This window comes from Methylomonas sp. ZR1 (assembly GCF_013141865.1).
Classification (GTDB): domain Bacteria; phylum Pseudomonadota; class Gammaproteobacteria; order Methylococcales; family Methylomonadaceae; genus Methylomonas.
The window spans coordinates 1642678-1664799 of the sequence record NZ_RCST01000001.1; the positions used below are offsets into that span (position 1 = coordinate 1642678).

27 protein-coding genes are annotated in these 22122 nt (G+C 54.2%); 10 read left to right on the forward strand and 17 right to left on the reverse strand.

Annotated features, from left to right (window positions below):
• Positions 1-70: 70 nt before the first annotated feature.
• From DDY07_RS07530 to DDY07_RS07565, 8 genes are read right to left on the reverse strand one after another with little or no spacing between them, the layout of a single operon-like run.
• On the reverse strand, positions 71-1276 hold the full coding sequence (locus DDY07_RS07530) for an NAD(P)/FAD-dependent oxidoreductase (RefSeq protein WP_171695424.1): 1206 nt from the start codon (positions 1274-1276) through the stop codon (positions 71-73).
• Positions 1277-1294: 18 nt separating this feature from the next.
• A complete protein-coding gene (gene bamE, locus DDY07_RS07535; protein ID WP_171695425.1) occupies positions 1295-1705 on the reverse strand; it encodes an outer membrane protein assembly factor BamE in 411 nt (136 codons plus the stop codon).
• 46 nt (positions 1706-1751) lie between these two features.
• Positions 1752-2537 carry a beta-ketoacyl synthase chain length factor gene (locus DDY07_RS07540; RefSeq protein WP_171695426.1) on the reverse strand — a complete coding sequence of 262 codons (786 nt, stop codon included), beginning with the start codon at positions 2535-2537 and terminating at the stop codon, positions 1752-1754.
• The gene (locus DDY07_RS07545) at positions 2537-3739 is read right to left on the reverse strand and encodes a beta-ketoacyl-ACP synthase (RefSeq protein WP_171695427.1); all 1203 of its coding nucleotides are present in this window, start codon (positions 3737-3739) and stop codon (positions 2537-2539) included. The genes DDY07_RS07540 and DDY07_RS07545 overlap by 1 nt, the downstream gene beginning before the upstream one ends.
• Positions 3739-6069, reverse strand: coding sequence for an MMPL family transporter (locus tag DDY07_RS07550; protein WP_171695428.1), 2331 nt, complete (start codon positions 6067-6069; stop codon positions 3739-3741). Before DDY07_RS07550 ends, DDY07_RS07545 begins: the two co-directional genes overlap by 1 nt.
• Before the next feature lie 3 nt (positions 6070-6072).
• Positions 6073-6705, reverse strand: a complete 633-nt coding sequence (locus DDY07_RS07555) for an outer membrane lipoprotein carrier protein LolA (RefSeq protein WP_253734430.1) — start codon at positions 6703-6705, stop codon at positions 6073-6075.
• Positions 6702-7313 carry a hypothetical protein gene (locus tag DDY07_RS07560; protein WP_171695429.1) on the reverse strand — a complete coding sequence of 204 codons (612 nt, stop codon included), beginning with the start codon at positions 7311-7313 and terminating at the stop codon, positions 6702-6704. The genes DDY07_RS07555 and DDY07_RS07560 overlap by 4 nt, the downstream gene beginning before the upstream one ends.
• Positions 7314-7315: 2 nt before the next feature.
• Complete coding sequence (locus tag DDY07_RS07565) at positions 7316-7579, reverse strand: phosphopantetheine-binding protein (RefSeq protein WP_033156258.1); 264 nt, start codon at positions 7577-7579, stop codon at positions 7316-7318.
• A 142-nt stretch (positions 7580-7721) separates the two neighbouring features.
• Here DDY07_RS07565 and DDY07_RS07570 point away from each other — a divergent pair, with 142 nt between their 5' ends.
• The 7 genes from DDY07_RS07570 (at position 7722) to DDY07_RS07600 (ending at position 13581) form a co-directional block, all read left to right on the forward strand.
• Entirely contained in the window at positions 7722-8228 is a 507-nt protein-coding gene (locus DDY07_RS07570; protein ID WP_367650859.1) for an isoprenylcysteine carboxylmethyltransferase family protein, read from the forward strand.
• A gap of 56 nt (positions 8229-8284) precedes the next feature.
• Positions 8285-8527, forward strand: a complete 243-nt coding sequence (locus DDY07_RS07575) for an acyl carrier protein (RefSeq protein WP_171695431.1) — start codon at positions 8285-8287, stop codon at positions 8525-8527.
• Entirely contained in the window at positions 8524-9810 is a 1287-nt protein-coding gene (locus tag DDY07_RS07580) for a hypothetical protein (RefSeq protein WP_171695432.1), read from the forward strand. The genes DDY07_RS07575 and DDY07_RS07580 overlap by 4 nt, the downstream gene beginning before the upstream one ends.
• A gap of 158 nt (positions 9811-9968) precedes the next feature.
• The gene (locus DDY07_RS07585; protein WP_171695433.1) at positions 9969-11396 is read left to right on the forward strand and encodes an AMP-binding protein; all 1428 of its coding nucleotides are present in this window, start codon (positions 9969-9971) and stop codon (positions 11394-11396) included.
• 441 nt (positions 11397-11837) lie between these two features.
• Entirely contained in the window at positions 11838-12323 is a 486-nt protein-coding gene (locus tag DDY07_RS07590) for a hypothetical protein (protein ID WP_171695434.1), read from the forward strand.
• Between the two features lie 201 nt (positions 12324-12524).
• Positions 12525-13055, forward strand: coding sequence for a transposase (locus DDY07_RS07595; protein ID WP_171695435.1), 531 nt, complete (start codon positions 12525-12527; stop codon positions 13053-13055).
• Between the two features lie 91 nt (positions 13056-13146).
• A complete protein-coding gene (locus DDY07_RS07600; protein ID WP_171695436.1) occupies positions 13147-13581 on the forward strand; it encodes an N-acetyltransferase in 435 nt (144 codons plus the stop codon).
• 132 nt (positions 13582-13713) lie between these two features.
• Here the strand turns inward: DDY07_RS07600 and DDY07_RS07605 are convergent, their stop codons facing one another.
• Positions 13714-14457 carry a YkgJ family cysteine cluster protein gene (locus DDY07_RS07605; RefSeq protein WP_171695437.1) on the reverse strand — a complete coding sequence of 248 codons (744 nt, stop codon included), beginning with the start codon at positions 14455-14457 and terminating at the stop codon, positions 13714-13716.
• 227 nt (positions 14458-14684) lie between these two features.
• Between DDY07_RS07605 and DDY07_RS07610 the strand changes: the two genes are divergently transcribed.
• The 3 genes from DDY07_RS07610 to DDY07_RS07620 are packed head-to-tail and all read left to right on the forward strand — an operon-like array spanning position 14685 to position 17038.
• Entirely contained in the window at positions 14685-15803 is a 1119-nt protein-coding gene (locus tag DDY07_RS07610) for an acyl-CoA dehydrogenase family protein (RefSeq protein WP_171695438.1), read from the forward strand.
• A complete protein-coding gene (locus tag DDY07_RS07615; protein ID WP_253734431.1) occupies positions 15800-16630 on the forward strand; it encodes a polysaccharide deacetylase family protein in 831 nt (276 codons plus the stop codon). Before DDY07_RS07610 ends, DDY07_RS07615 begins: the two co-directional genes overlap by 4 nt.
• Positions 16631-16660: 30 nt before the next feature.
• Entirely contained in the window at positions 16661-17038 is a 378-nt protein-coding gene (locus tag DDY07_RS07620; RefSeq protein WP_033156266.1) for a rhodanese-like domain-containing protein, read from the forward strand.
• Between the two features lie 64 nt (positions 17039-17102).
• On the opposite strand, the gene DDY07_RS07625 is transcribed toward DDY07_RS07620, so the two are convergent.
• From DDY07_RS07625 to DDY07_RS07660, 8 genes are all read right to left on the reverse strand, one after another.
• Positions 17103-17669 carry a hypothetical protein gene (locus tag DDY07_RS07625; protein WP_033156267.1) on the reverse strand — a complete coding sequence of 189 codons (567 nt, stop codon included), beginning with the start codon at positions 17667-17669 and terminating at the stop codon, positions 17103-17105.
• Between the two features lie 123 nt (positions 17670-17792).
• Positions 17793-18209, reverse strand: a complete 417-nt coding sequence (locus DDY07_RS07630) for an acyl-CoA thioesterase (RefSeq protein WP_171695439.1) — start codon at positions 18207-18209, stop codon at positions 17793-17795.
• A gap of 1 nt (position 18210) precedes the next feature.
• Positions 18211-19188 carry a lipid A biosynthesis acyltransferase gene (locus DDY07_RS07635; RefSeq protein WP_171695440.1) on the reverse strand — a complete coding sequence of 326 codons (978 nt, stop codon included), beginning with the start codon at positions 19186-19188 and terminating at the stop codon, positions 18211-18213.
• A complete protein-coding gene (locus DDY07_RS07640) occupies positions 19185-19928 on the reverse strand; it encodes a glycosyltransferase family 2 protein (protein ID WP_171695441.1) in 744 nt (247 codons plus the stop codon). Before DDY07_RS07640 ends, DDY07_RS07635 begins: the two co-directional genes overlap by 4 nt.
• Complete coding sequence (locus DDY07_RS07645) at positions 19912-20289, reverse strand: AMP-dependent synthetase (RefSeq protein WP_171697736.1); 378 nt, start codon at positions 20287-20289, stop codon at positions 19912-19914. Before DDY07_RS07645 ends, DDY07_RS07640 begins: the two co-directional genes overlap by 17 nt.
• A 2-nt stretch (positions 20290-20291) precedes the next feature.
• Positions 20292-20939, reverse strand: coding sequence for a hypothetical protein (locus DDY07_RS07650; protein ID WP_253734432.1), 648 nt, complete (start codon positions 20937-20939; stop codon positions 20292-20294).
• A 6-nt stretch (positions 20940-20945) separates the two neighbouring features.
• Positions 20946-21194 carry an acyl carrier protein gene (locus DDY07_RS07655; RefSeq protein WP_101052293.1) on the reverse strand — a complete coding sequence of 83 codons (249 nt, stop codon included), beginning with the start codon at positions 21192-21194 and terminating at the stop codon, positions 20946-20948.
• A gap of 173 nt (positions 21195-21367) precedes the next feature.
• Complete coding sequence (locus tag DDY07_RS07660) at positions 21368-22117, reverse strand: beta-ketoacyl synthase chain length factor (protein ID WP_253734433.1); 750 nt, start codon at positions 22115-22117, stop codon at positions 21368-21370.
• Positions 22118-22122 lie beyond the last annotated feature (5 nt).

Consider the following 22122-nt stretch of genomic DNA (forward strand, 5'->3'; position numbering starts at 1 on the left):
TGGCGACGCGGATAGATGGATGGTCGGGTAATGCTGCTTAGCCGGCAAAGGCTGGAAGTATCCGGAAAAACTAACTTACACTGCGGCGACCAGCCAGCAGGCTTTGTTGCAGTTTGTTGTCGTCTACCCATAAATCGCCGGCCAACAGTTGCGCGATCTGGGCTTTCAAATCCGGATCGCGGTCGGCTTCGAAAAACAAGTTATGGACAATATTGGATTGGTAAAAGCGCTCGACGAATAATCGCATCGTATTAAAACCCAGCAAGTACTTATCATCGTCCTCGGTGTGCAGCTCAGGATCGGCTTCCCGCCCGTCGCTTAGCCCAAAATGGACGCGGTCGGCAACGCGGGCGGCGCTGGTGAAGGCTAAAAATACGCCGGACGAAAACACCGGATCGAGGAAGCCGGCCGCATCGCCGCAGCAGGCATAGCGGACGCCGTAGCGGCTTTGGTTGGTGTAACTGAAATCCGCTTCGACCCGTACCGGCGCGAATTGCGCCGCTCCTGTTGTCAAACGCCTCAGGAGCGGCGATGCCGCCAAATAACGGCGCAACAATTCTTCCGCATCGCAGTCCTTGGGGCGCTCTTTCTGTACCACCAAGCCCACGCTCAAGCGGCGTCCAGCCAACGGAATGATCCAAATCCAGCCAATGTCGACGACCGGCACGTATATATTGCCGGAACTGAACAATTCGTCAGCCTCCTCGCCCGGTTGAATATCCTCGAAGTGGGTATACACCGCAAATTTGCCCAAATTGTCGATACGTCTGATAGCTTTGTCTTTCCTGCCCATTAACGCGCTGCGGCCCGTGGCATCGATCAAATAGCGGCAGTGGTATTGGCCTTTATCGGACAGGATGTCCACCCCTGCCGGTTGGCAGGCAACGTCCAGTACTTTTTCGTCCTGATGTGTATCGACGCCGTGTTTGCCGGCGTTTTCAAACAGCATCTGATCGAATGGGGCGCGTTCGATCTGGTAGGTCTTGCGATTGATTGCCAACGGAAAATACATGCGCTGTTTGGTGGCTTCGTCGATAAACACCGCTCCGCTTTTCGATAGGTTGCCAGCGCTCCAATCTATCCCCAAGCGTTGGACGACCGGTTCGCTGAACGGCAGCATGGATTCGCCAATGTGAAAACGCGGATGCCTGCCGCTCTCCAACAGCAAAACCTTGTGGCCATATTGCGCCAGCAAGGTCGCGGCCGTCGAGCCGGCCGGACCGCCACCGACGACCGCAACATCATAGTCAAAACCGTTTTGCTTATTGTCGAGCATCATTCAGAGCTATATTGATTAATCGTTCGGATAACCGTCTTCAGCTGCATTGTAAATGGCCCGAAACACAGTCCAATGCACGCCGCCGATACCGGCACCGGTGTAAGTAATGATGCCCACACCTTTGTAAAACTCATCGGTGCGCATTACGTCCGGGCCGAAATAAAACGGAATCCAGGCTTTACCGGTTTGGTAAGACTTGGTGTCGGTGGGTTGACCGAGAATTTCGTGGACTTGGCCCTGGGTCATCCCCAGCTTGAGTTTGGCGAATGGGCTATTGGCCGGAAAATTACCGTCAATCCGCGATTCCGGGGCGGTGCTTGATTGAGCCGCCGGCGTGCCTGCTTGCGCGGGCGCCTTATTGCTGGATGCGCAGCCGGCGGCCAGCGCTAAAGCGGCGAAGAATGCTAATGTTTTATAGTGCTTCACAGAGATACCTTCCGGTTAGTTTTGTCAGCGGTCAATAGTAGTTCAGTTACCGCCATTTTTCACCATCGCCCGTTTTCGGATAAGCAGAGGCCACTCCTGCATGAACTTGCCAACCCGGCACATGGGGGCTTAATGCTATGGCTTGCGGCACTCTTCCGGTTAAAGCCGCTTCAAGCAAAGGAACGGCGGCCAAAATGGGCATGCTATTAACCGAATCAGTCCAGTCCGCCGGAAAAATGCTTTCGCCAACTTGCGGTCTGCTAATCTGCATCAGACGTCCATCGACTGTTCCGGCTGCCAATAGCAGGGCATAGGCAAAAGCCGGATTACCAGAACCGGGAGCCAGATAGCCCGGCCATGCCTCATCGTAACAAACCAATAGCAGTTCGCCACCCTGGCAAGCCAACTGGCACCAAGCTTCCAACAACGCCATTGCCAAGGTATCCGATCCCGCCGCCAAAGCGGTGGCTGGCTGGGTACATTGCTGAGCGATACTCCAATAACCCGCCGCGGTATTTTGCACGGAATTATGAAAAGCGCTGGGCGACATCACCCCGTCCGCTTTGACCAGTTCGTTACAAATCTGGTCGGTGGTGTTTATTTCTCCGGCCACGCTGGCAAATATCGCCGGTAAGCTGGATGGCGAACGCTGGGCTTGCTCGCAAGCGGCGGTGGCCGCGCTGAAGGCCATCTGCATCGCCTGGCTGCTCCGGCGGCGCAACAGCGGAGGAATGGTCTCGCGATTGATAGCAAAAGCCGGAAACGGCAGGCTAGCTCGAAATGCCGGGTCCGGCGCGCAAACGCCGACGCCAAGCAGGCTCATGCATTCCATTATGCAGCCTCCAGCAGGACACTGGCATTGTTGCCACCGAAGCCAAACGCATTGCTCAATATCAGTCGGGGGCTAATGTTCAGTTCTGGCGCCGTTACCAGCGGAAACCGGCATTCGGGGTCGGGCATTTGCAAACCGCAGGTGCCGGGCAAAAATCCGCGCTCCAAAGCCAGTAGGCTCACCACGACTTCCACGGCACCGGCCGCCCCCAAGGTATGACCCAGCAAGCCTTTCACGCCACTGCAGGGCGGCGGATTGGCAAACACGCTGGCTACAGCTCTGGCCTCGGCAAGATCGTTCAGGGTGCTGGCGGTGGCATGCAAATTAATGTAATCGACCTCGCGCACATCGCGTCCTGCCAAACGTAAAGCCTGCGCCATTGCCGAAGCAGCCCCAAGCCCCTCCGGGTGCGGCGCACTCATGTGGTGGGCATCCGACGATTCCCCCACCGCCAACAGTCGGGGCCGATCCGTATTGTCAGTGCTGGGTTTTTCCAACAACAGTAAAGCCGCGCCCTCGCCTATGTTAATCCCTTGGCGCCCCGCATCCATCGGCCGGCAAGCGTCCGCCGAGATCAGTTGCAAACTGTTGAAGCCGCGCAGGGTCAGGCGGCACAAACTGTCTACGCCGGCCACCAATACCGCATCACAGCACTCTGTGACGATCATTCTTTGCGCGGCGGCCAAGGCTTTGGCGCTGGACGAGCAGGCTGTGGAGATGGCGTAGCACGGCCCTTGCAAACCCAGTTCCAGCTGCAAAAATTCGGCTGTGGCTTGGGCGGTTTGCACTTTGGTGAAATAAAAGTTGTCCGGCATCACGCCGTCTTGCTGCAAGCGCGCATAGGCGTTCTCTGAGTCGTAGATACCGGAGGTACTGGTGCCGAGTATTAAACCGACGCGGGCCGCACCGTAACGGGCGACCGCCCTCTCCACCTCGGCGCGAAAACCGCCCTGCTCCAAAGCTTTTAATGCCAAGCGGGCATTGCGGGAATTGTAGGTTTGCAAATCAGGCCGAATGTCCGGTAAGGCTGAAGTTACTTCACCCACTACCGTATCAAAAGGAATATCGAACAAGCTTAGCGGTTTCAGGCAAGGACGATTGGCTAGTAGACTGTTGTACAAAGCGTCCACATCGTCACCGCCGGCGCTGACGCACTGGTAGGCCGTGACGGCGACTGGAGAAATCAGCGGGGAAATAGGCATTAATTCTTTGGCTTTTGGATCAGTAAGGGACAAAGCAGAAAACCCAAGCTCACGCCCAAGCTTACCGACAGTGCCAGAATTGGCAAGGTGGGCGTCTTGCCCAAGCCCATGGCACCGAAAGAGGCAATCGTAGTCAGAGTGGATGAGGCAATCGCGTGGTAAGTCACATCGGCATCTTGGCCGCGGTTGTCGATAAAAAAGATGCCGTAATCCACACATAACGACACCGATAACAACAAGCCAATCACATGCAGAAAACTGACTTCCTCGCCCAGCAGCGCCCACGTGGCAAAAATGAACAGCACGCCAGCCAGCGAAGGCAGCAAGGTCAAACACACTTTGTGCAGGTCGCGTTGTTGCAGCCAAATAAACCAGGCCATCACGACTATGCCTATGCCCAGCATCATTAAAGACCGATCCCGATATTTCCCCGCCAACTGATCCAGCTGATCTTTTTGGCTGAAGTACCGCGTGCCTTCCAAGCCGGCCAAACCGGCTGTCAATTTGGCGGGATCGTGCTCGCCCAACCACAGCGATAACATCACCCCGGATTGCCCGCTGACTATTTGCCCGGACAGAATATGTCTGACAGGCGAATCCATCACCCAATCAGCTTGCAGTGCATCGGGTGACGCAGGCGCTAACGTCCCTAACTTCTCGACCGACAAGCCCGCCTGAGCTAAGCCGGCTTGCCAAGCTTGCTGAAATTCAGGCGTCAGGCCACGTTGGTAAACTTGGCTATTTTCGGTTTGCAACTGCGCAGATACCAACCACGGAAACAGGCCGTGATATTCGCTAATGACTCCCGCTTGCTTTAAAGACTGCAACCGGCGTTCGGCGGCTTCGGATCGTTGCAGCGCAGTTTCCCAGTCGTCGGCTTGTATCAACACAAAACGGCCCGGTTCGATACTGGAAAAATGCGCGCGCACTGCCGCATCCTGCTGTTTCAAGCTATCCATATTGACTGCCAGTTGCTGCATATCGCTCATCCAACGAATCTGCGGCAGACACAGCACAGCCATGACGACGCTGGCGGCGAACAGACCCAGCAAGATTTTCCGGTGCCGGCCGCAAAAATTCACCCAAGCGCCGATGCCCGGCAAATGTGCGGCGTGCAGCGATGAATTGACCAGCAAAGCCGGCAATACCCAGCGGGTCAAGCCCAGCGAGCCAACGACGCTGGCCAAGGCAAACACGGCAATTTGCTCAAAGCCTGGAAAGCCGGTAAAGCCCAAGGCCCCGTAGCCGATCACGGTCGTTAAGCCGCCCATCAACAGACTGGGCCACAACAGCTTGGCCGCCGATAGCGGGGTGTTGCGATGCTTGGCGCAATGCACCATCACATGAATCGGATAATCCGAGGAGATGCCGATCAAACTGGCGCCCAAGGCCAGCGTCAGACTGTGGACTTGCGGAAAGACTAACGCCGTTGCCAGGGTGCCGATTACAAACGACGCGCCTTGCACCATCATCACCCAATGCAAAGCCGAAAACGAATGAAACAGGAATAAAAATACCAGCGCCACCGCCAAACTGGACACCACCGACACCAGGGTCACATCCTGGCTAATTTCGCTTTGCGCGGCGACGCTGAACACCGGCACCCCAGCCATCGACAATTTGAAACCCTCCCCGGCCGCGGCGTTTAATGCCACGAAATTGGCCTGTATCGCCCCTTGCAAACGTGTCTGCGCTGCCGAATCCAGCGCCGCCGGCCGGCTTTGCAGGATTAACGCGCCACCCTGACTGCGTTTGGCTTGCTGCTGAAACTGTCCCTGTAACGCCTTAAAGCCGTTTAAAGACAGCAACAACGGATCTTGCTTGGCAATAGTTTTTACAAAGCTGCCTTGCGGCGACAGCAAGGCTTGCTTCAATCCTGCGGCTTTGGCCGGCAACAGGCTGGGATCGAACAATTCAGGCGCGTCTTGTTCGGGGTTTAGACTGAACAGCCGGGCGTGGTAAGGCGCGTAAGTAGCTACGGCATCGACCCAGTCGCGGGGTGGCTGATCGGCCGGCCACACCTGCTCCACGTCATCCAGTTTCGCTAACTGACTAAGCAAGCTCGCAGTGAATGTGGCCACGGACATCGGGGCTTCACCTCCAACTGTGGAGTCTGCAGCGGGGGCATGATCGGACTTTTCCACCACCAGCAAATAGCGCCGCGACAGTTCGCCTGACTTCAACAAGCCGGCCAACAGCCGGGAGTCTTCATCGTCGGTCGCGGTAAAAAAAGCGTTCAGGTCTGTCTCGACCTTGATCTGCCAGAACGTGATGGCCAACAATAAGGGAAACAGCAGCACGAACCAGCGCTTTCGCCAGACAAAAGACATGCCCTATTCTCCGCTGGCTTCCCGCAACAAACTGGGGAGCGAATAGTCCTGTTGTTGTGCTGCCGTGGCTTTGTGCATGCGGTATTCGGTGGATTCGCCGTCCGGCTGTTTGATTAAAATGCGCCGTTGCTGGTCTTGGTCATCGCCGGATAATTCAATGGAAGGGAGATCATCACCGCTCAACTCGGGTTTCGGCGTCAAGCGCAAAGTCCATTGCGGGCCTTGCTTGTCGGCGGCGATGGCATAATTAAGCTGCAATTCTTCGGTACGGCCTTGCAGGATGCTGCGAAACACCTTGATTTGCTCACCCGCCGGCCCCGCCGAATCCAAAGCCGCGCTGTGACGCTGGTTTTGCTGCGGGTCCCAGTAAAGCATGCGCTGTTCGGTGATCGCCATGATCACCCGCGCCGGTTGCAGTTGCAATTTGACCAGGCTACCGTCGGCGCCGGACAGCATGTAGCCTTGTCCGTGCCATGGCGCGTCTGCCAGTTCCAGTACGCGGGTTTCCTCATACTGAAACTGCGCCTGACCTGTTTGGCGGATTCGAGTCAATAACTCGCTCAGCACCGTGTCATCAGCCCATCCAAACATGGGGAACACGGCCAAAAGTAAAAACAGCGTGCGTTGAATCGTCATCCCTTGAATACCTTATGGCCGTTCGTGGCGATGCATTTGAAAGTTTCCAACGCTGGCGGAATCTCCAAATCGGGAAAGCGTCGATGCCGGTAAAACCATTCGCCGGTTCCCAGTAGGCCCATCAATAGATACACCACCACGCCGGTATAAAGCGCCCAAGCGGTCTGCCCCATGATAGCCGGCAGCGCGGCGCAGATCGCGATGTTGACGGCAAAGAACAAGGTCCAAACCCAGGTCAGGTTCCGGCAATATTCGGCTATACCCGGCACTAACTCGGGAAACTGCAAACGCACCAAGCGTTCGATAAAAGAAGGTGGCGACCACAAGGTATGCCCGAACAAAAATGTCAGCCACAAATAGGCAAATGATGGCACCAGCCAGACAAAATAGGTCGTGGCAAAATAAGCGCCGGCTAGCAACACCGCAGCCAGTAAAAAACTAAGCAAACGCGAGATTAGCCCGGACGAGGTAAAACCGCGCCACAAGGTCAGCGCAGCGAAGACGATGAGTTCAAAGCTGGCAAATCCCAGGCCGGCCAGGTAGGCACTCAGAAAAGGATAAGCGACGACGATACCGGCGATAATCAGCGGTTTGACGACCTGCCCCATGGTTAACGGGTGCGATTAGCGGCGACGAATTCGGCGAGCGAGCGGAGAGAGAGAAAGATTTGATTATTGCGTTCGTCGCCGGAGGTGATCTTGATGCCGTATTGCCGGTCCAGCATCACGCCGATTTCCAGCGCGTCGATAGAGTCCAAGCCCAATCCACCGCCGAACAAAGCATCATCCGGTGACAGGTCATCAGGGACGATGTCTTCCAGGAGCAAGCCCTCGATAAGCATGGTTTTCAATTGGCTGATCAAGTCTTCTGACATGGCTGTTCAAGTTCCATTAACAAACGCCGGATTCTACACAAATTCCCGCAGCGGTTCAAAATCACTTGGATTGCGGCGCGCGGAATGCCAAAATTGCCGCAAGCTTAGCCCATCCGAACTTCCAAACCCGACAGACCGATACGTGCGTCCTTTCCTGGCCTTCAAAATCCTGCTATTCACGCTGCTCGTTCCCGGCGCGGTGTTGGTTTACATGCCTTACTGGGTACTTTCCGACTCAGCCGGTAACTTGCAGCCGGCCAACCTGGCCTGGGCTCCGCCCGCCGGCTTTTGTATTATCCTGGGTTTGGCTAGTTATCTACGCTGTGCTTGGGATTTTGCTATCACCGGTTTGGGCACACCCGCGCCTATCGATCCCCCGCAGAAACTGGTAGTGAGCGGCTTGTATCGGCGGACCCGCAATCCGATGTTTCAAGGCGTATTGTTGGTGCTGCTAGCGGAATGTTTGCTATACGCCGATCCGGGCCTGATAGTCTATGCCGGCTCGATTGCGCTGTTTTTTCATACTACCGTGGTGTTTCGCGAAGAACCGGATTTGACCAGCCGGTTTGGCGCGTCTTACAGCCATTATTGTCGGCAAGTGCCGCGCTGGGGTTTTGCGTCAAAAGCCTTTTCCCCGGAGCCGATTTAACGCGAGTGCTGCGCTTTGACTAGGATTTGTTTTTAACTCACCCACCTCTTGCTGCCATGAAGGAAATACTCAAGCATTTCATCTTTGCCGAACTGATTTATCACGAAGACCCGGCCTCATTCGGCGACGACGACAACCTGTTGGACGCCGGCCTGGACAGCATGGGCATCATGCGCCTGATCATGTTTGCCGAAAAAGAATTTGGCGTGACGCTGCCGGACACCGAAATCGAACCGGATAACGTCGGCAGTCTGAACTCGCTGGAAAGCTGGATCCGCCGTAGCGGTTACGCCGGATGACAAACTCTCAAGAACAGCTCTTCAATCCCGGCGATTATTTTACCTACGTACTCGATCAAGAAATTCGCAACGCCGGGATGCCCGGCGGATATTGCGGGTTTGCCTTGCAATTGGCCCAAACGCCGGACTTGTCCGCTCTGCAAAAGCGCCTGGATTTGCTGGTGGAGCGCTTTCCTCAATCCTCAGCCGTTATTCAGCCGCGCGGCAAGCGTTTTGCCTGGGTCGCCACCGGCGACCCGATACCGCTGGAACTACATCAGTGCCAACCCGGTGCGGATGAGGTGGAGGAATCGCAGCGTTTGCTGTTGGACATTTTCAATCGCCCCGAATCCCGGCCGCTGACCGTGCACTGGATAGCCGGCGCTGAAGGCGGCACTTTGCTGCTGATCTGGCTACATCCTCTGCTGGACGCGCGCGGTTGCAAGATATTGCTGGACTTTCTGTCGTCCGAGCGGCCGGAAAGTTTCAAGGAATCTTCGTCCTTAATCGAAGCCAAACTGGCGCAATGGAGCTTCTGGAAAAAACTGCAATTGTTTTTCAAAGCCAAACGCCACAATACCGCCGCCAACAGCTTGGATAGTTGCCTACCCACGCAAATTGAACAAGGCCCGCAACGCCTGCACTTAAAAGTGCAGCGCTTCGATGCCGCCCAGTCGCAACGCATCGCCAAACTGGCGCAACAGGCCACCGGATTGACCGGGCGCACTTTGTACTACCTGGGCTGCTTCATGCGGGCCATGGAATGGGTCGGACCGCCAGCCGCAAAAGACGGCTACTGCATCCCCTATGCCTTCAATCTGCGCCGGCAAAATGCGCCGACACCGGTGTTTGGTAACCATATCGGCTGCCTGTTTGCCCGAGCGAAGCGCGAGCAAGTGCGGGATAGAACAGGCTTGTTTGCACACTTACTCAGCGAACATCAGCAAGTGGTGCGTGATGAACTGGACTTGGCCTACCTGCCGCTGATGTGGCTGGGGCAATGGCTGTCGCCCGAAAAATACGCGAAAGTGCTGCGTAAACAACACAGCGGCGGCGAATTGAGCTCGCTGTGGTTTTCCGACATCGGCGAACTGTCCTGGGGTAAGAAAGGCTTTCTCGGCGTGCCGGTCAGCAATCTATCCCTGATGTGTTGGATGACCTTACCGCCCGGCCTGGCGCTGCTGGCCAGCCAACTCAACGGCAAGCTGGTTTTGTCCTATAGCTACTTGTCGCCGGCAATCGACGAAGCCTGGCTGGATGCGGTGATGGCGCGGATGGATGTTGAGTTATTGGATAGCCAATAACGCGCACCCATCGCCCAGATTATCTATCGTTCCCACGCTCCAGCGTGGGAATGCAGCTAGAACCGCTCCAGCGGTTCGGGACGCTGGAGCGTCCCAGGTCTAGCTACCACGCCGGAGCGTGGGAGCGATAAGTACTTTATTTTTTGAATTAGCCATCCATGCTGCTAAATCCTTTTCTACACCAATGCCAACACCAACCCGACGCCCTGGCTTTGCAAGAGCAAGACCGGCAAATCAGCTATCGGCAATTGCTGCAACAGGCGCAAGCCATCGCCGCTGCCTTGCAAGCCAGGGGCGTCCGCCCCGGCCAGCCAGTGGCGGTGCATCTAGATCGCGGTATCGATGCCGCCTGCGCGCTGTTCGGCGTGCTGCTGGCGGGAGCCTGCTATGTGCCTTTAGATCAGAAGAATCCGGCACCCAGACTGAGCTTTATCGTCGCCGATGCTCGGGTTTGCGCAGTAGTAGGATTGGATTCGGCGCCTGACTGGCTAGATGAAAATTTGTGGCTGGACATCGCCAGCTGTAACGGAGGCATGCTAGCTCCAGTTGAAATTCCCGCTGAATCGCTGGCGGCGATTTTGTATACCTCCGGTTCCACCGGTCAGCCGCGCGGCGTGGCGCTTAGTCATCGGGCGATTTTGGCGTTCACATCCTGGGCCGCCGAGTTGCTGGTCTTAACCCCTGCCGACCGCATCGCCAGTAGCGCGCCGTTTTTCTTCGATCTATCCACCTTCGATCTTTACGCCGTGTTAGGGAGCGGCGCCAGCCTGCATTTCATCCCGGCCGGCTTGAGCATGGCCCCGGCTCGTTTGAGCGCCTGGCTGAGCGAACACGCCATCAGCGGCTGGTACACCGTGCCCTCCTTGCTGGCCTTTCTCACCTACAAAGGCAATTTGGCGCAAACTCCGCTGTCGGCTTTGCGCTTTATTATTTTCGCCGGCGAGGTATTTCCCACCCCGGCCCTGATCGATTTGGCCGCCAGTTTGCCGCGGACGGCCTTTTACAATTTCTTCGGCCCCACCGAAACCAATGTCTGCTGTTATTGGCCGGTACAACGCGAACGTTTAGTCGCCGAGCAAACCATCCCCATCGGCCTGCCCGCCGCCGGCTGCGAACTGCACATAGCCGCCGACACCGGCGAGTTATGGGTTCGCGGACCGACATTAGCCAGCGGCTACTGGCGTGACGGCCGCGTGCAGTCCTTTCTAAACGCTGACGGTTGGTATCCCACTGGCGACCGCGCCAGCTTTGAGCAAGGCGAATACCGCTTTTACGGTCGCTTGGGACGCATGCTGAAATGCTCCGGCTACAGGGTTGAGCCGGCAGAAATCGAAGCCGTCGTCAATGCCATCGCCGGCGTCAAAGGCTGCGCGGTAATTGGCGTGGATGACCCCTCCGCCGGCCAGCGTCCTGCCTTGGTATTAGTTTTGGCAGCGGAGCTGACTATCGCTGAAGTCCGCAAAACATTGAGCAAACAATTGCCGGCTTACATGCAGCCTTGTCGTTATCTGGTTGTGGAGGAATTGCCGCGATTGGCTAATGGGAAGATGGATTACATCTACTTAGCAATTATGCTTTCGGCATAAAGTTCGGGCGTAAATCAAACGGATTGCTTCTGTTACTAGGGCTATTGCCATTGCTGATGATAGACGGACCAACGATAGTCGCGACGCTGGAGCGTCTAGAGCGGCGTTCCCACGCTGAAGCGTGGGAACGATAGAATGGGAAGTTGGATTGCGGCCAATTAAGAATTTTGCTGACTACCTGAAGAGCAGGTGGAGTTGCTAACTTGTTAAGGTTATAACTATCGGCGATGATATACAGAAAATCTACGGATTGACCATTTTCATTTCATCATCGATATCTAAAACAACGTTTATCGTCGTTGAACAAGACGACCAAAGAAATACGATTGGCTAAATTATAAAAAAACGAAAAGCTGGAAGACTTACTGCTCAATCAGAACACGCTTTCGGAACCACCGGGCTAGCCTGCAAAATAATCATTTAGCATCCCTGAGGTACAAAATGGCTGATATCGACAATGTTAAGGAAATAACCGACTCACTATACTCTAGCTTTGTAGCGCGCGACTTCTTTGCAAAAGTACTGCCGGGAGGCGTTGTTTTTTCAGCGTTGATATTCTCGATTTTCTATGGGAATCCGGATTTTGAACAACTACAAAAAATACCCTCGTTTTTATGGCTCTTTGTTTATGGATATTGTTGGATACTTGGATTCTTCGTGCAAGGATTTGGTGAACGTATTAATGTTGTTAGAGCGAGCCCAAAGAATGTGTCGAATTCCGAATACCATGAAGGGGTGTCGGTTTTTTTTGTTTCAACTCGCAACCATGCCGATAGACTTCAACGCGAACGCTTTGTAGTTATAAAAGAAGCAACGGGTAACATGGCAGTCGCTATATCTATAGGGTTGTTAATCGTACTGCAGCAGTTATATGTGCCTCAGTGGCGCGTTGGACTATTCGGGATGTTAGCTATTCTTTGCGCATAAATACTAAATTGGTATCACGGAGAGCATATAAGGAGAGAAGATCACTGGATCAATACAATTTGCGAGAAATCGAATTCATCCCAAAATAACCAGTAGAAGGATTCCATCTCAAAAACTACCTATCTCGTTTTCCATCGTTCCCACGCTCCGCGTGGGAACGCAGCCCCGGACGCTCCAGCGTCCTAAACCAACAAACAGCCGATGGGCCGAAGCCGCTACATCATCACGGAACCCCAGCAAACCCATTTCATGATCTGCACGGTCATGGAGTGGCTACCGGTCTTTACCCGGCCGGAAACCGTGAAAATCCTGCTCGACTGCTGGCAATATCAACGGCAACAAGTCGGCTTGAAACTGTATGGCTATGTGATCCTGGAAAACCATCTGCATTTCATCGCTCAGAGTGTCACGCTGGATAAATGCGTTGCCAGTTTCAAAGCCTATACCGCGCGGCGGATTATCGATCACCTGCAAGCGAAACGAGCCGAACATTTACTGCAGAGATTGTGCTTTGCCAAATGCGCGCATAAACATGACCGGGAGTTTCAGTTTTGGCAGGAAGGCGTGCATGCGCAGCTGATTCTCAATGAAGCGATGATGCGGGAGAAGTTGGATTATATTCATGCCAATCCGGTGAAGCGGGGTTATGTGAATTTGCCTGAGCATTGGCGCTACTCAAGTGCCGCGAATTACGCAGGGCTGGGCGGCTTGATCGACATCGATACTTGGTAGCCGTGACGCTGGAGCGTCTGGGGCGGCGTTCCCACGCTGGAGCGTGGGAACGACAGATGATACATACGATACACAACATTTGGCTTAGTTTATGACCTCCTTTAGCCTGATCGACGCAGCAAAGCATGACAAACATTTCATATTTAATGCGTTCAAGCTATCGATGCGCGATTACATCGATTGGGCATGGGGCTGGGACGACGAGTTTCAACATACCGGTTTCTGGACAAACCTACAGGTGCAAAACTTCAAACTGATTTGCATCGGCAAAGAACCTGCCGGCGCTATCTATGTGCAGGAGAGCGAGCAAAGTCATTGGGTTCGCACCCTGTTTCTGCTACCTAAATTTCAAAGACGGGGAATAGGCTCCACTTTGCTGGCACAAGAAGCTTTGCGGGCCAAAAACCTGAATAAGAAATTGGTACTGGACGTGATAAAGATAAACCCGGCAAAGCGTCTCTACGACCGGATGGGCTTCAGAGTTATTGGTGAAGACCGGGCGCTGTATCACATGGAATTAGGCTGATACTTGTAATTGTGTCGAGCTGGATGGTTGCACTTTGGTAGTCGTGACGCTGGAGCGTCCGGGGCTTCGTTCCCACGCTGGAGCGTGGGAACGATAAGCTAATTCCATCGTTTCCAGCGGCATCAAGTAACGTCACGGATTCGCCATATAGTCAAAAAATTCCCGCAGCCAAGCCTCGCCACGCTTTTTTGGAAATTGGTTGGGGTGTTTCTTGACCCATTGCAAGGCGTAAATCATCGGCACCGAATCCAGGTCTTTGATATGGCTGGTGCGCCACAGTTTGCGGACAATTTTGGACACCTGAAATTTCAACTCGATGTGTCTGACATGTTCCGGCGTCGGATTTTGGCAATGTTCGGCCGGGGATGTCACCAGATATTCTCGGCAAGCCAAGGGTCGGACCGGGTGGATGGAGCAGCTTTCCGCTTCCAGAAACGGACAGGGCACCCCTTGCTGGAAATAAGTCAGCGCGTGTTGCTCTACCGCTTCGTGGCTGGTGCCTTCAGCCAGCATCTGTTCGAGCCGGCTCAGCCACTGGATAGCATCCAATTTTTCGCAAGCGTCGGCAAAGCGTTGCTTGACCGCGGAACGCCTGGGCTCGGGCAATTGTTCGACCACACCGGCGATTTGATAGGCTTCAAATTCCGCCAACGGCACGACTTGTCGGCAGCAAGCGCCGCAACCGGCTTGGCAGGAGATGGTTTCCTGGTCCGTCACAAAGGTAGCCACTGCGGTTTCGACAAATGTGTTGTTGATGCGATGCAGTGCCGGCAGCATCGCCACCGGCGTCACTTTTTCCATTGGCGCGCTGAATTTCAGCTCGATAGGCTTACCGTAAAGCGTGAGTTTGACGTTGGCGGGTGTGGTTTTGCTCATGCGTGCTTTTAAGTTATTGATAATTGCTAGCCAGGCTTAGTCTGGTTGACCAATCGCAAGCGGCGAGACCTGGCGTTCCAAGCCTAACCAGCATAGAAGCTTTTGCGAAAAACAGAAACTTTGTCTTTGCAAGCTTGCCTCGACGCTGTATGCCTTCGCTCCCACGCAGGAGCCTGGGAACGATACAATACAACGCAAATTCATTGAGTTTACTCAAATCCTAAACCATGACTATAGCCGCTGACTTTTCCGAGATCCTTGCTTACGCAGGCCGACCGAATGAAACCCAAATCAAAGCCCGTTTGCGTGCCGTCGCCGAACTTGGTGTGTTTAGACATGCCCTGCCCTCTACGGTCGGCGGTTTTGGCGATAACTTTGTCTCGTTAGTCAAAACCCATCGCCGCCTTGGCGAAACTTGTCGCGATCCCGGTCTGATGTTGGCGATCAACGCCCATCTGTGGGGATCGGTGTTCCCTATCTTGTTGTACGGTAGCGAGGCGCAAAAAGAAAAATTTCTGCCGGCTTTGTTGAGCGGAGACTGGCTGGGCGGGCATGCCATCACCGAGTCGTCTTGCGGCTCCGACGTGCAAGCGATGACTACTCATGCCAAACAAACGGGCGACGGTTATCTACTAAACGGCGAAAAGTGTTATATCACTAACGTGCCATTGGCCGACTGGTTGGTGATTTACGCCAAACTGGACGGCAAGATTTCCGCTTTCCTGGTGTCCCGTGAAGATGACGGCTGCCATTTCAGCAATGAAAGTGCATTGGATGCCTGCAGGGGCAGCGCCACCGGTAGTGTGATTTTGCAAGATTGCCGGCTCGGTGCAGACCGCCTGCTCGGAAAAATCGGCGCCGGCACCCAGATGATTCAAAAGGCTTTGGAATACGAACGGGCCTTCGTGTTCGCCGGCATCGCCGGGATCATGGATTGGCAACTGGCGGAAGTGGTTCTTTACAGCCGGGAACGGCGCTCCGGCGGCGTGCATTTGGGTAAGCATCAGGCCGTCAGCCATCGCATCGCCGAGATGAAATTACGGCTGGACACCGTCAATTTATGGCTGGGGGAATGCGCACGATTGTGCGACGCCGGCCAACGCCTGACGATGGCGTCGGCGCAAACCAAGTTGTATGCGGCCGAGGCTTTCTTGCAATCCAGCCTGGATGCGGTGCAGATCATGGGCGCGGCCGGCTTGGAATCGGGGGGCGCGATGGCTGAATTGGTCCAGGATGCGCTAGCCGGGCGGCTTTTTTCTGGCAGCTCGGAAGTGCAGAAAAATCTGATCGCCGCCCTGCTCGGTACCGGCGACGCTTACCGGTTAAACACGCACCCCCATTCATGATGAATTTTTCCGCTTACCGCAACTGGCAGCCTACGCCGCTAATGAAGGTTTCATTGGCAATAACAATAGCCGCTCCGCTGGCGATAGTTATTCAACCAAGCATTTGGCCTTGGGTCTTGATGACTTTTATTGCCGATCAGTTGGTTTTAACCTTTGCCGGGCTTTGGCCGCGTTGCTCTTGGGTAGGCTCGAACTGGACCTCGCTGCCGCCTGCCGCCGCCGCGCGGGGCGACATTGCCATTACCATAGACGATGGCCCCGATCCTGAAATCACCCCCGCCGTGCTGGACCTGCTGGATCGCTTCGGCGCCAAAGCCACGTTTTTCTGCATCGCCGATAAAGCCCAACGCTACCCGGATTTGTGTCGGGACATCGTCAAACGCGGCCACGCGGTCGAAAATCACAGCATGCATCACCAATATCATTTGCCGTTTCTGCTGCTAAATGGCTGGATGGCCGAACTAAACGCGGCCCAGGATACTCTGACTGAGGTGACCGGCATTCGGCCCCGGTTTTTTCGGCCGCCGGTCGGTTTGCGCAATCCTTTGCTCGACCCGGTACTCAGCCGCCTGGGGTTGCAATTGGCTAGTTGGACCAAGCGCGGCTTCGACACGATTGAAAACAATCCGCAAGTCGTCTTGGCGAAATTGTTGAAAGACCTGAAAGCTGGCGACATTCTGTTGTTGCATGACAGTAATGTTGCCCGCACAAGCAAAAATCAGCCGGTAATTCTGGAAGTGCTTCCTCCCTTGCTGGAGGCCATTGCCGCCGCGAATTTGCAACCGGTCACGCTGAGTGAAAGCTTGGATCGTTGCCAAAATCCCTAACGCATTTGTCTGATTTCGGAGAATTAAGCCATGAAAAAAACCTATGCCAGTGCAGCTTTAAGCCTGTTCTTGAGCGGCTGCGCGTTTCAAGCACCCGATTATTTACAAATGGTCACCGCGCCGGAACTAAATCAGCTGATGCAACAGCAGGATATTTTTCTGGTGGACGTGCATACCCCGGAGCAGCGGCATATCAAAGGCACCGATGTGTTTATTCCTTACAACAATGTCGAGAAATACCTGGATAAACTGCCGCAAGATAAAACCACTCCGATTTATCTGTATTGCGAAGGTGGGCCGATGGGCAATGCCGCAGCTAGAACGCTACACGAACTAGGTTACGAGCATTTGCGCAATTTGGAAGGGGGAACCAAAGCCTGGGCTAAAGCCGGATTTGGGTTTGAATAGTCCAATGATCGCTACTGGAACCGGAACTGCAACTGCCGGCTCCAGTACATCAAAAGCCCCGGGCTTATTCGACAATGCTATCGACTTTGCCGTTTTTAAATTTCACCAAAAAGCGGTTGAATAGATTGGACCAGTAAGTCCAGTCGTCGCTATCGAGCGAAGGCGTGACATGCTGCGGCGGGTAGCCGATGGCGGCCAGCACGGCTTTTTTGCTCATGCCTGTCTTCACCTGCCCTGCCAAAATACTTTCGCGCTCGGTGGGAGTATATTGATTGAGGTCTACCTTACTGGTGCCGGCAATTTTACTGAAAGCAATCGGCATATCGTCTTTGGTAAATTTTTGCACGTTTTCGATGGTAATCAGTTGGCCGCTGGATTCCACTCTAAGCACCGCCTCGTCGGAGGTCAGTTTCAGCAGCGCTACTGGTGTATTGATTGGAATCAACTGGCCTTTACGGTAATTGGTGGTGCGGAACCGGTTCTGCTCTTGGAACAGGCTGAACTGCGTATAGTAAACCTGCGCGGGCTGGACAGCCGCTGCCGCACCTTCACCTGGCTTAAGCTCCTTCTTGCAGCCCACCGCCAACACAGCCAAGCAGAGCAACATCACAATGTAGTTTTTTCTGAACATAATCAAAATCCCTCGAGCAAAAGGTTAAGAACAGGCTGACGCTAGGCAACAGGCGACGCGACAGTACAACAAAGACGACAAACCGGAACAGCCCAAAACACAAACGCTACAGTAAGCACCTAGCTAGGGCGAATCAGATTTAATCCCGAGCTTTTCCAAAAACACCGCCGGCGAAGCGAAACACATTTCGCGGCTGTCCGCGTCCACAGCGGCCTGGATGGTATGGCCCTTGGCCAACACTTCGCCGGTTTCGGCGTCGGCGACCCGGTATTTAATCTTCATCCGGTATTCCCATTCCACCAACTCCGCTGATACCTTGATCCGCTGTTCGAACTGTGCCGGACGCACATAACGCAATTGCAAATCCACAATCGGCCAGACGTAACCGGTTTCTTTCATGGCCATATAACCGTAGCCGATTTTATCCAGCATCGCGCAACGGGCAATTTCGATGTATTTGCAATAGTGGCCGTGCCAGGCAATATTCAATAGATCGATGTCATGAAAAGGCACGGTCAATTCCACTTCGGCGCGCAACATATTAGTTGTCCTCGACGGCTATCTGACTGGTATCGCCCGCAGCTGTCTTACTCCAATACGGGTAAAAATTAAACCATTGTAGCGGCGCTATTCGGCAATAGGCTTCCAGTCGTTCGGCATATTGTCGCGCCAGGTTTTTCAGCATGTCATGCCTTTTGGGTTCACCGCGCGGGATGCGGATAGATTCCGCGAAGTGTTCCAGATGGATTTTGAATCGACCGTTCACCGGAAAGCAAAACAAGGTATAGACCGGGCAACGCAACAGCGAAGCCAGCAGATACGGACCTTGTGGAAATTCGGCGTCCTCTCCCAGAAAGCTGGCCGACACCGTGCGGCCGCCTTGCACCGGAATCCGGTCGCCAACCATCACCAGAAATTCGCCGCGCTCGATCTTTTCCTGCAAGGTAATCGCGATGGCGGGACTTAACTCCGTCACTTGAATTAATTGGATGGTGGCGCTGCCGCGGCTGCCGAGCAGGCGGTTGAATTTCTCGGCATGCTTGGTATGTACCAAGATGTTGAGATGGATGTGGCCGCGCATCGTGGCGATGGCTTGGCAAATTTCCAGGTTACCGATGTGTCCGGACAGCAGCATGGCGCCGCGCTTTTGTGCGATCAAATCCAGCAGCAGCTGGCGATTGGGAAAATCCACTTGTTCCGGCGTGATGTTGCCGGTCCACACCACGATTTTATCCAGCAAGGTTTCGCCGAAGCTCAAAAAATGCAGGTAACTTTGCCAGAGCCCGCTGCCTAAGCCCAAATCCGGGTAAAACTCAGCCAAATGGCGTAAATATTCCCTGGAAGACTCGCGGGCAAGACGCCCGGCCAAAAAGTAATAACTTACCACCGGCCGCAAAAATAGCCGAAACACCCAGCGGCCGAACAGCCGATACACCCACACCAGAGCCTGTATGCCCCAAAGCAGGCTGTTTTCCTCCACGGCTGCCCAATGCCGGGCGGCGGTGTTCGCAGGCTTCATTGAAAATGCCTCAGTAGCAGTTTGGGCCAGCGTAACAACATACCGAAAAATAAACGGGCATGAGTCTGACTGAGCAGCAGATTGTCCTCCAAAGCCCGGAAATGCGATAAGCCGTCCAGCGGGTAGCGCACCTGAGTGGGAATGGAGATGACTGTCACGCCTTGCCAATAAAGCCGCACCAAAATCTCCGTATCAAAACCCATGCGATTTTCCATGGCTTGGCTTTGAATCAACTTTGCGCAAGACGCCAGCGGGTAAACCCGGTAGCCGCACATCGAGTCGGGGATGGCGAAAGACAGTGTGTTGATATGTACCCAAATATGGGTCAGGTAGCGGGCGTAGTAGCGCAGTTTAGGAATCGATGCGTCGAATAGCGCTCGACCGATAACTGCCGCTTCCGGCGCTTGTTTGGCGGCGTTTAGAAATTTATTCACATCGTTTAAATCGTGCTGGCCGTCGGCATCGATTTGCAGCCCGTGCGAATACCCTTGGGTTTGAGCGGCCAGAATGCCGGCTTTGACCGCCGCGCCCTTCCCTTGGTTAATCTCCAGCCTGATACTTTGCACCCCGGCATATTGCTCGGCTAAGTTGCGAATCACCTCGGCGCAGGCCGCATCGCTACCGTCATCCACCAGCAGACAAGGCAGTTCATGCGCAGCCAAACGCTCAACAATGCCGGGGAGCGGCTTTTCGTGGTTATAAACCGGAATCAGGATGCAGGGCTTAAACGTCGTGGTCATGAAAGTAAATTCTACCCGAGCTGTATTCGCAGGCTGTCGAACGGTAACAAAAAGTGAGTTTCCCGGCTTGTTGCAGATAGTGCAATGCCAATTCCAGCTCTTGTCCAGGTAACAATAGCTCTTTGAATTTTACCGATTCCATATGACTGAAGTCGCGGGTTAAACTCAGGTATTGCCGGGCATAATGCACCGCCCATTGGATTTGCACGACGCCGGGTACCACCGCAATTTCGTCGAAATGACCGTTGAAATAAGTCAAATCTTTGGGGATGCGCAAGGTCAGCACCACGCCGTCGGCCTGAATTTGTTTGGTTAGCGTTTCCGGAAACAAAACGCCTGCTTCGCTTCCCTGATTTTTCATACTCAAAAGCTGGCCTTCACCTTGCGGCGTACCGCCATTTCTGCTGCCATTAACAAACCCATCAGCACATACGAGATACAACCGTTGTACAGACTCCACAACCAGCGGTCGCCATAGCAAATAGTCAGCAAGGAAATTGCCGCGTTGCCCAGAAAAAAAACGCTCCAAATTAGTGTCACTTTCCGGGTATACAGCACGCCATGGGCGGGCAGATCCGGAAATTCCAGCCTGGCCAGCCGTTCCACTACCGTCGGCGGATGGATCAAACTGAAGGCAAATACCGCAAAAAACAGCAGGCTGACGAACACCGGATAAGCCAGCAGCCAGCCGGCATCGTTGACCAGTGCGCCCAGCAACAGAAATAGCGCGCAGGCCAATATCAACCTAGATTCGGCTATTCCTGCAGATTTGCGCTGCTTTTGCAGCCAGTAACGCAGCAAGAACAAGCCTGCTAACCCTAAAGCCATGGAACGGGGTTGAAAGTAATCGGCGGAAAACCAAATCAGAAAGGGATAGCTGACCGTCGCAGCCCCGATAATCACATTCAGAATGATTTGCCGAGACTCTGCTTTGGGTTTTGGGCAAATACTGGTGTCGGGATTTGCTTGGATCTTGGTCGGGACCCGATTGGTGAAAAAATCTTTAAACATCCAGGCTTATTCAGCACTGATCCGGTAAACAGTATCCACCACGTCCTGAATGGTGCGGGCATTTTTGAAATCCTCGGGATTGATGCGTTTGCCGGTAATCTCGCGCAGCCTGACCATCAAATCCACCGCATCGATGCTGTCGATGTCCAAATCCTGCCGCAGGTTAGCCTCCAAGGTGATGTCCTCGGGCGTTAACTCGAACATTTCCGACATCAACTCTCTTAAGGTGGCAAATACGTCTTCTTGGGTCTTCATACGGGTGTTGTTTCCTGTTGCGATACTCGACTCGGCCTTACAATCGCTCTAAAGCCTCGATTTAGCGAGTATCGGTTTGCTATTGTATAGTTCTCTGGCACCACTCCAAGCGCCAAAGTATCTGTGCCAACCGCGCGATAAATTACTACGCCAAGTATGGATTATACCCTGGGTTACGGCAGATCGCTTAGGCCGCTGGCAATCGAGTTATGAAACTCGTCCAAACGCCAATGCCAGATCGCCCTGTCCTGCCGACAAGATCCGCTTTGCCGGCCTGATAGGACTGCTTGCACGAAATTGGGTAAGCCCTTTGACGGCATTGCCGGGCCATTTGCCGGCTCGCGCGTCAGCTGCAATTGCGGTCCGGCGCAGCCGGACCTCGCCAGCGTCATTGCCAAAGCCCAGGTGGTTTGACTGCCGGGCAGATAAGGTAAATAAGCGTCCGGCAACGGCTGCTCATAGCAGACAAGCAAAACCTGAGGCACATCCAAAAGCATGCCGCCAGCCTCCAGAAAAGCCGCATACAACCCTTCCGTACCGCCGGCCAAGGCTACATAAGGTAAATAGCTTGCACTATGGAAACTGGACAAGCCGGCGATGGCATTGTGCACGCACTGGCTGAAGCGGCTGGGCGAAACATGCTCGCCCTTTGCCAACTCTTCAAGCATCTCGAAGTAATACTGACTTTCGCCATGGTTTGAAAAAAATACCGAGGGCATGTCGCCGTTTTCACTGCGACTGCGCCAAGCCACAGCACAGGCGGCTCTGGCTAATGGCGATAATCTGCGCCTTTGCATCGCCGGTAAAAACCCCACATCGGCCTTACCTTGGTTATGCGGCAAGATTTCACCGTTAGGCCAGGCCTTGGTTTGGAGATACGGGGCCGATTGCCAGAAACACCAGTGTTTTAATGTGAAAGCCAAACGGC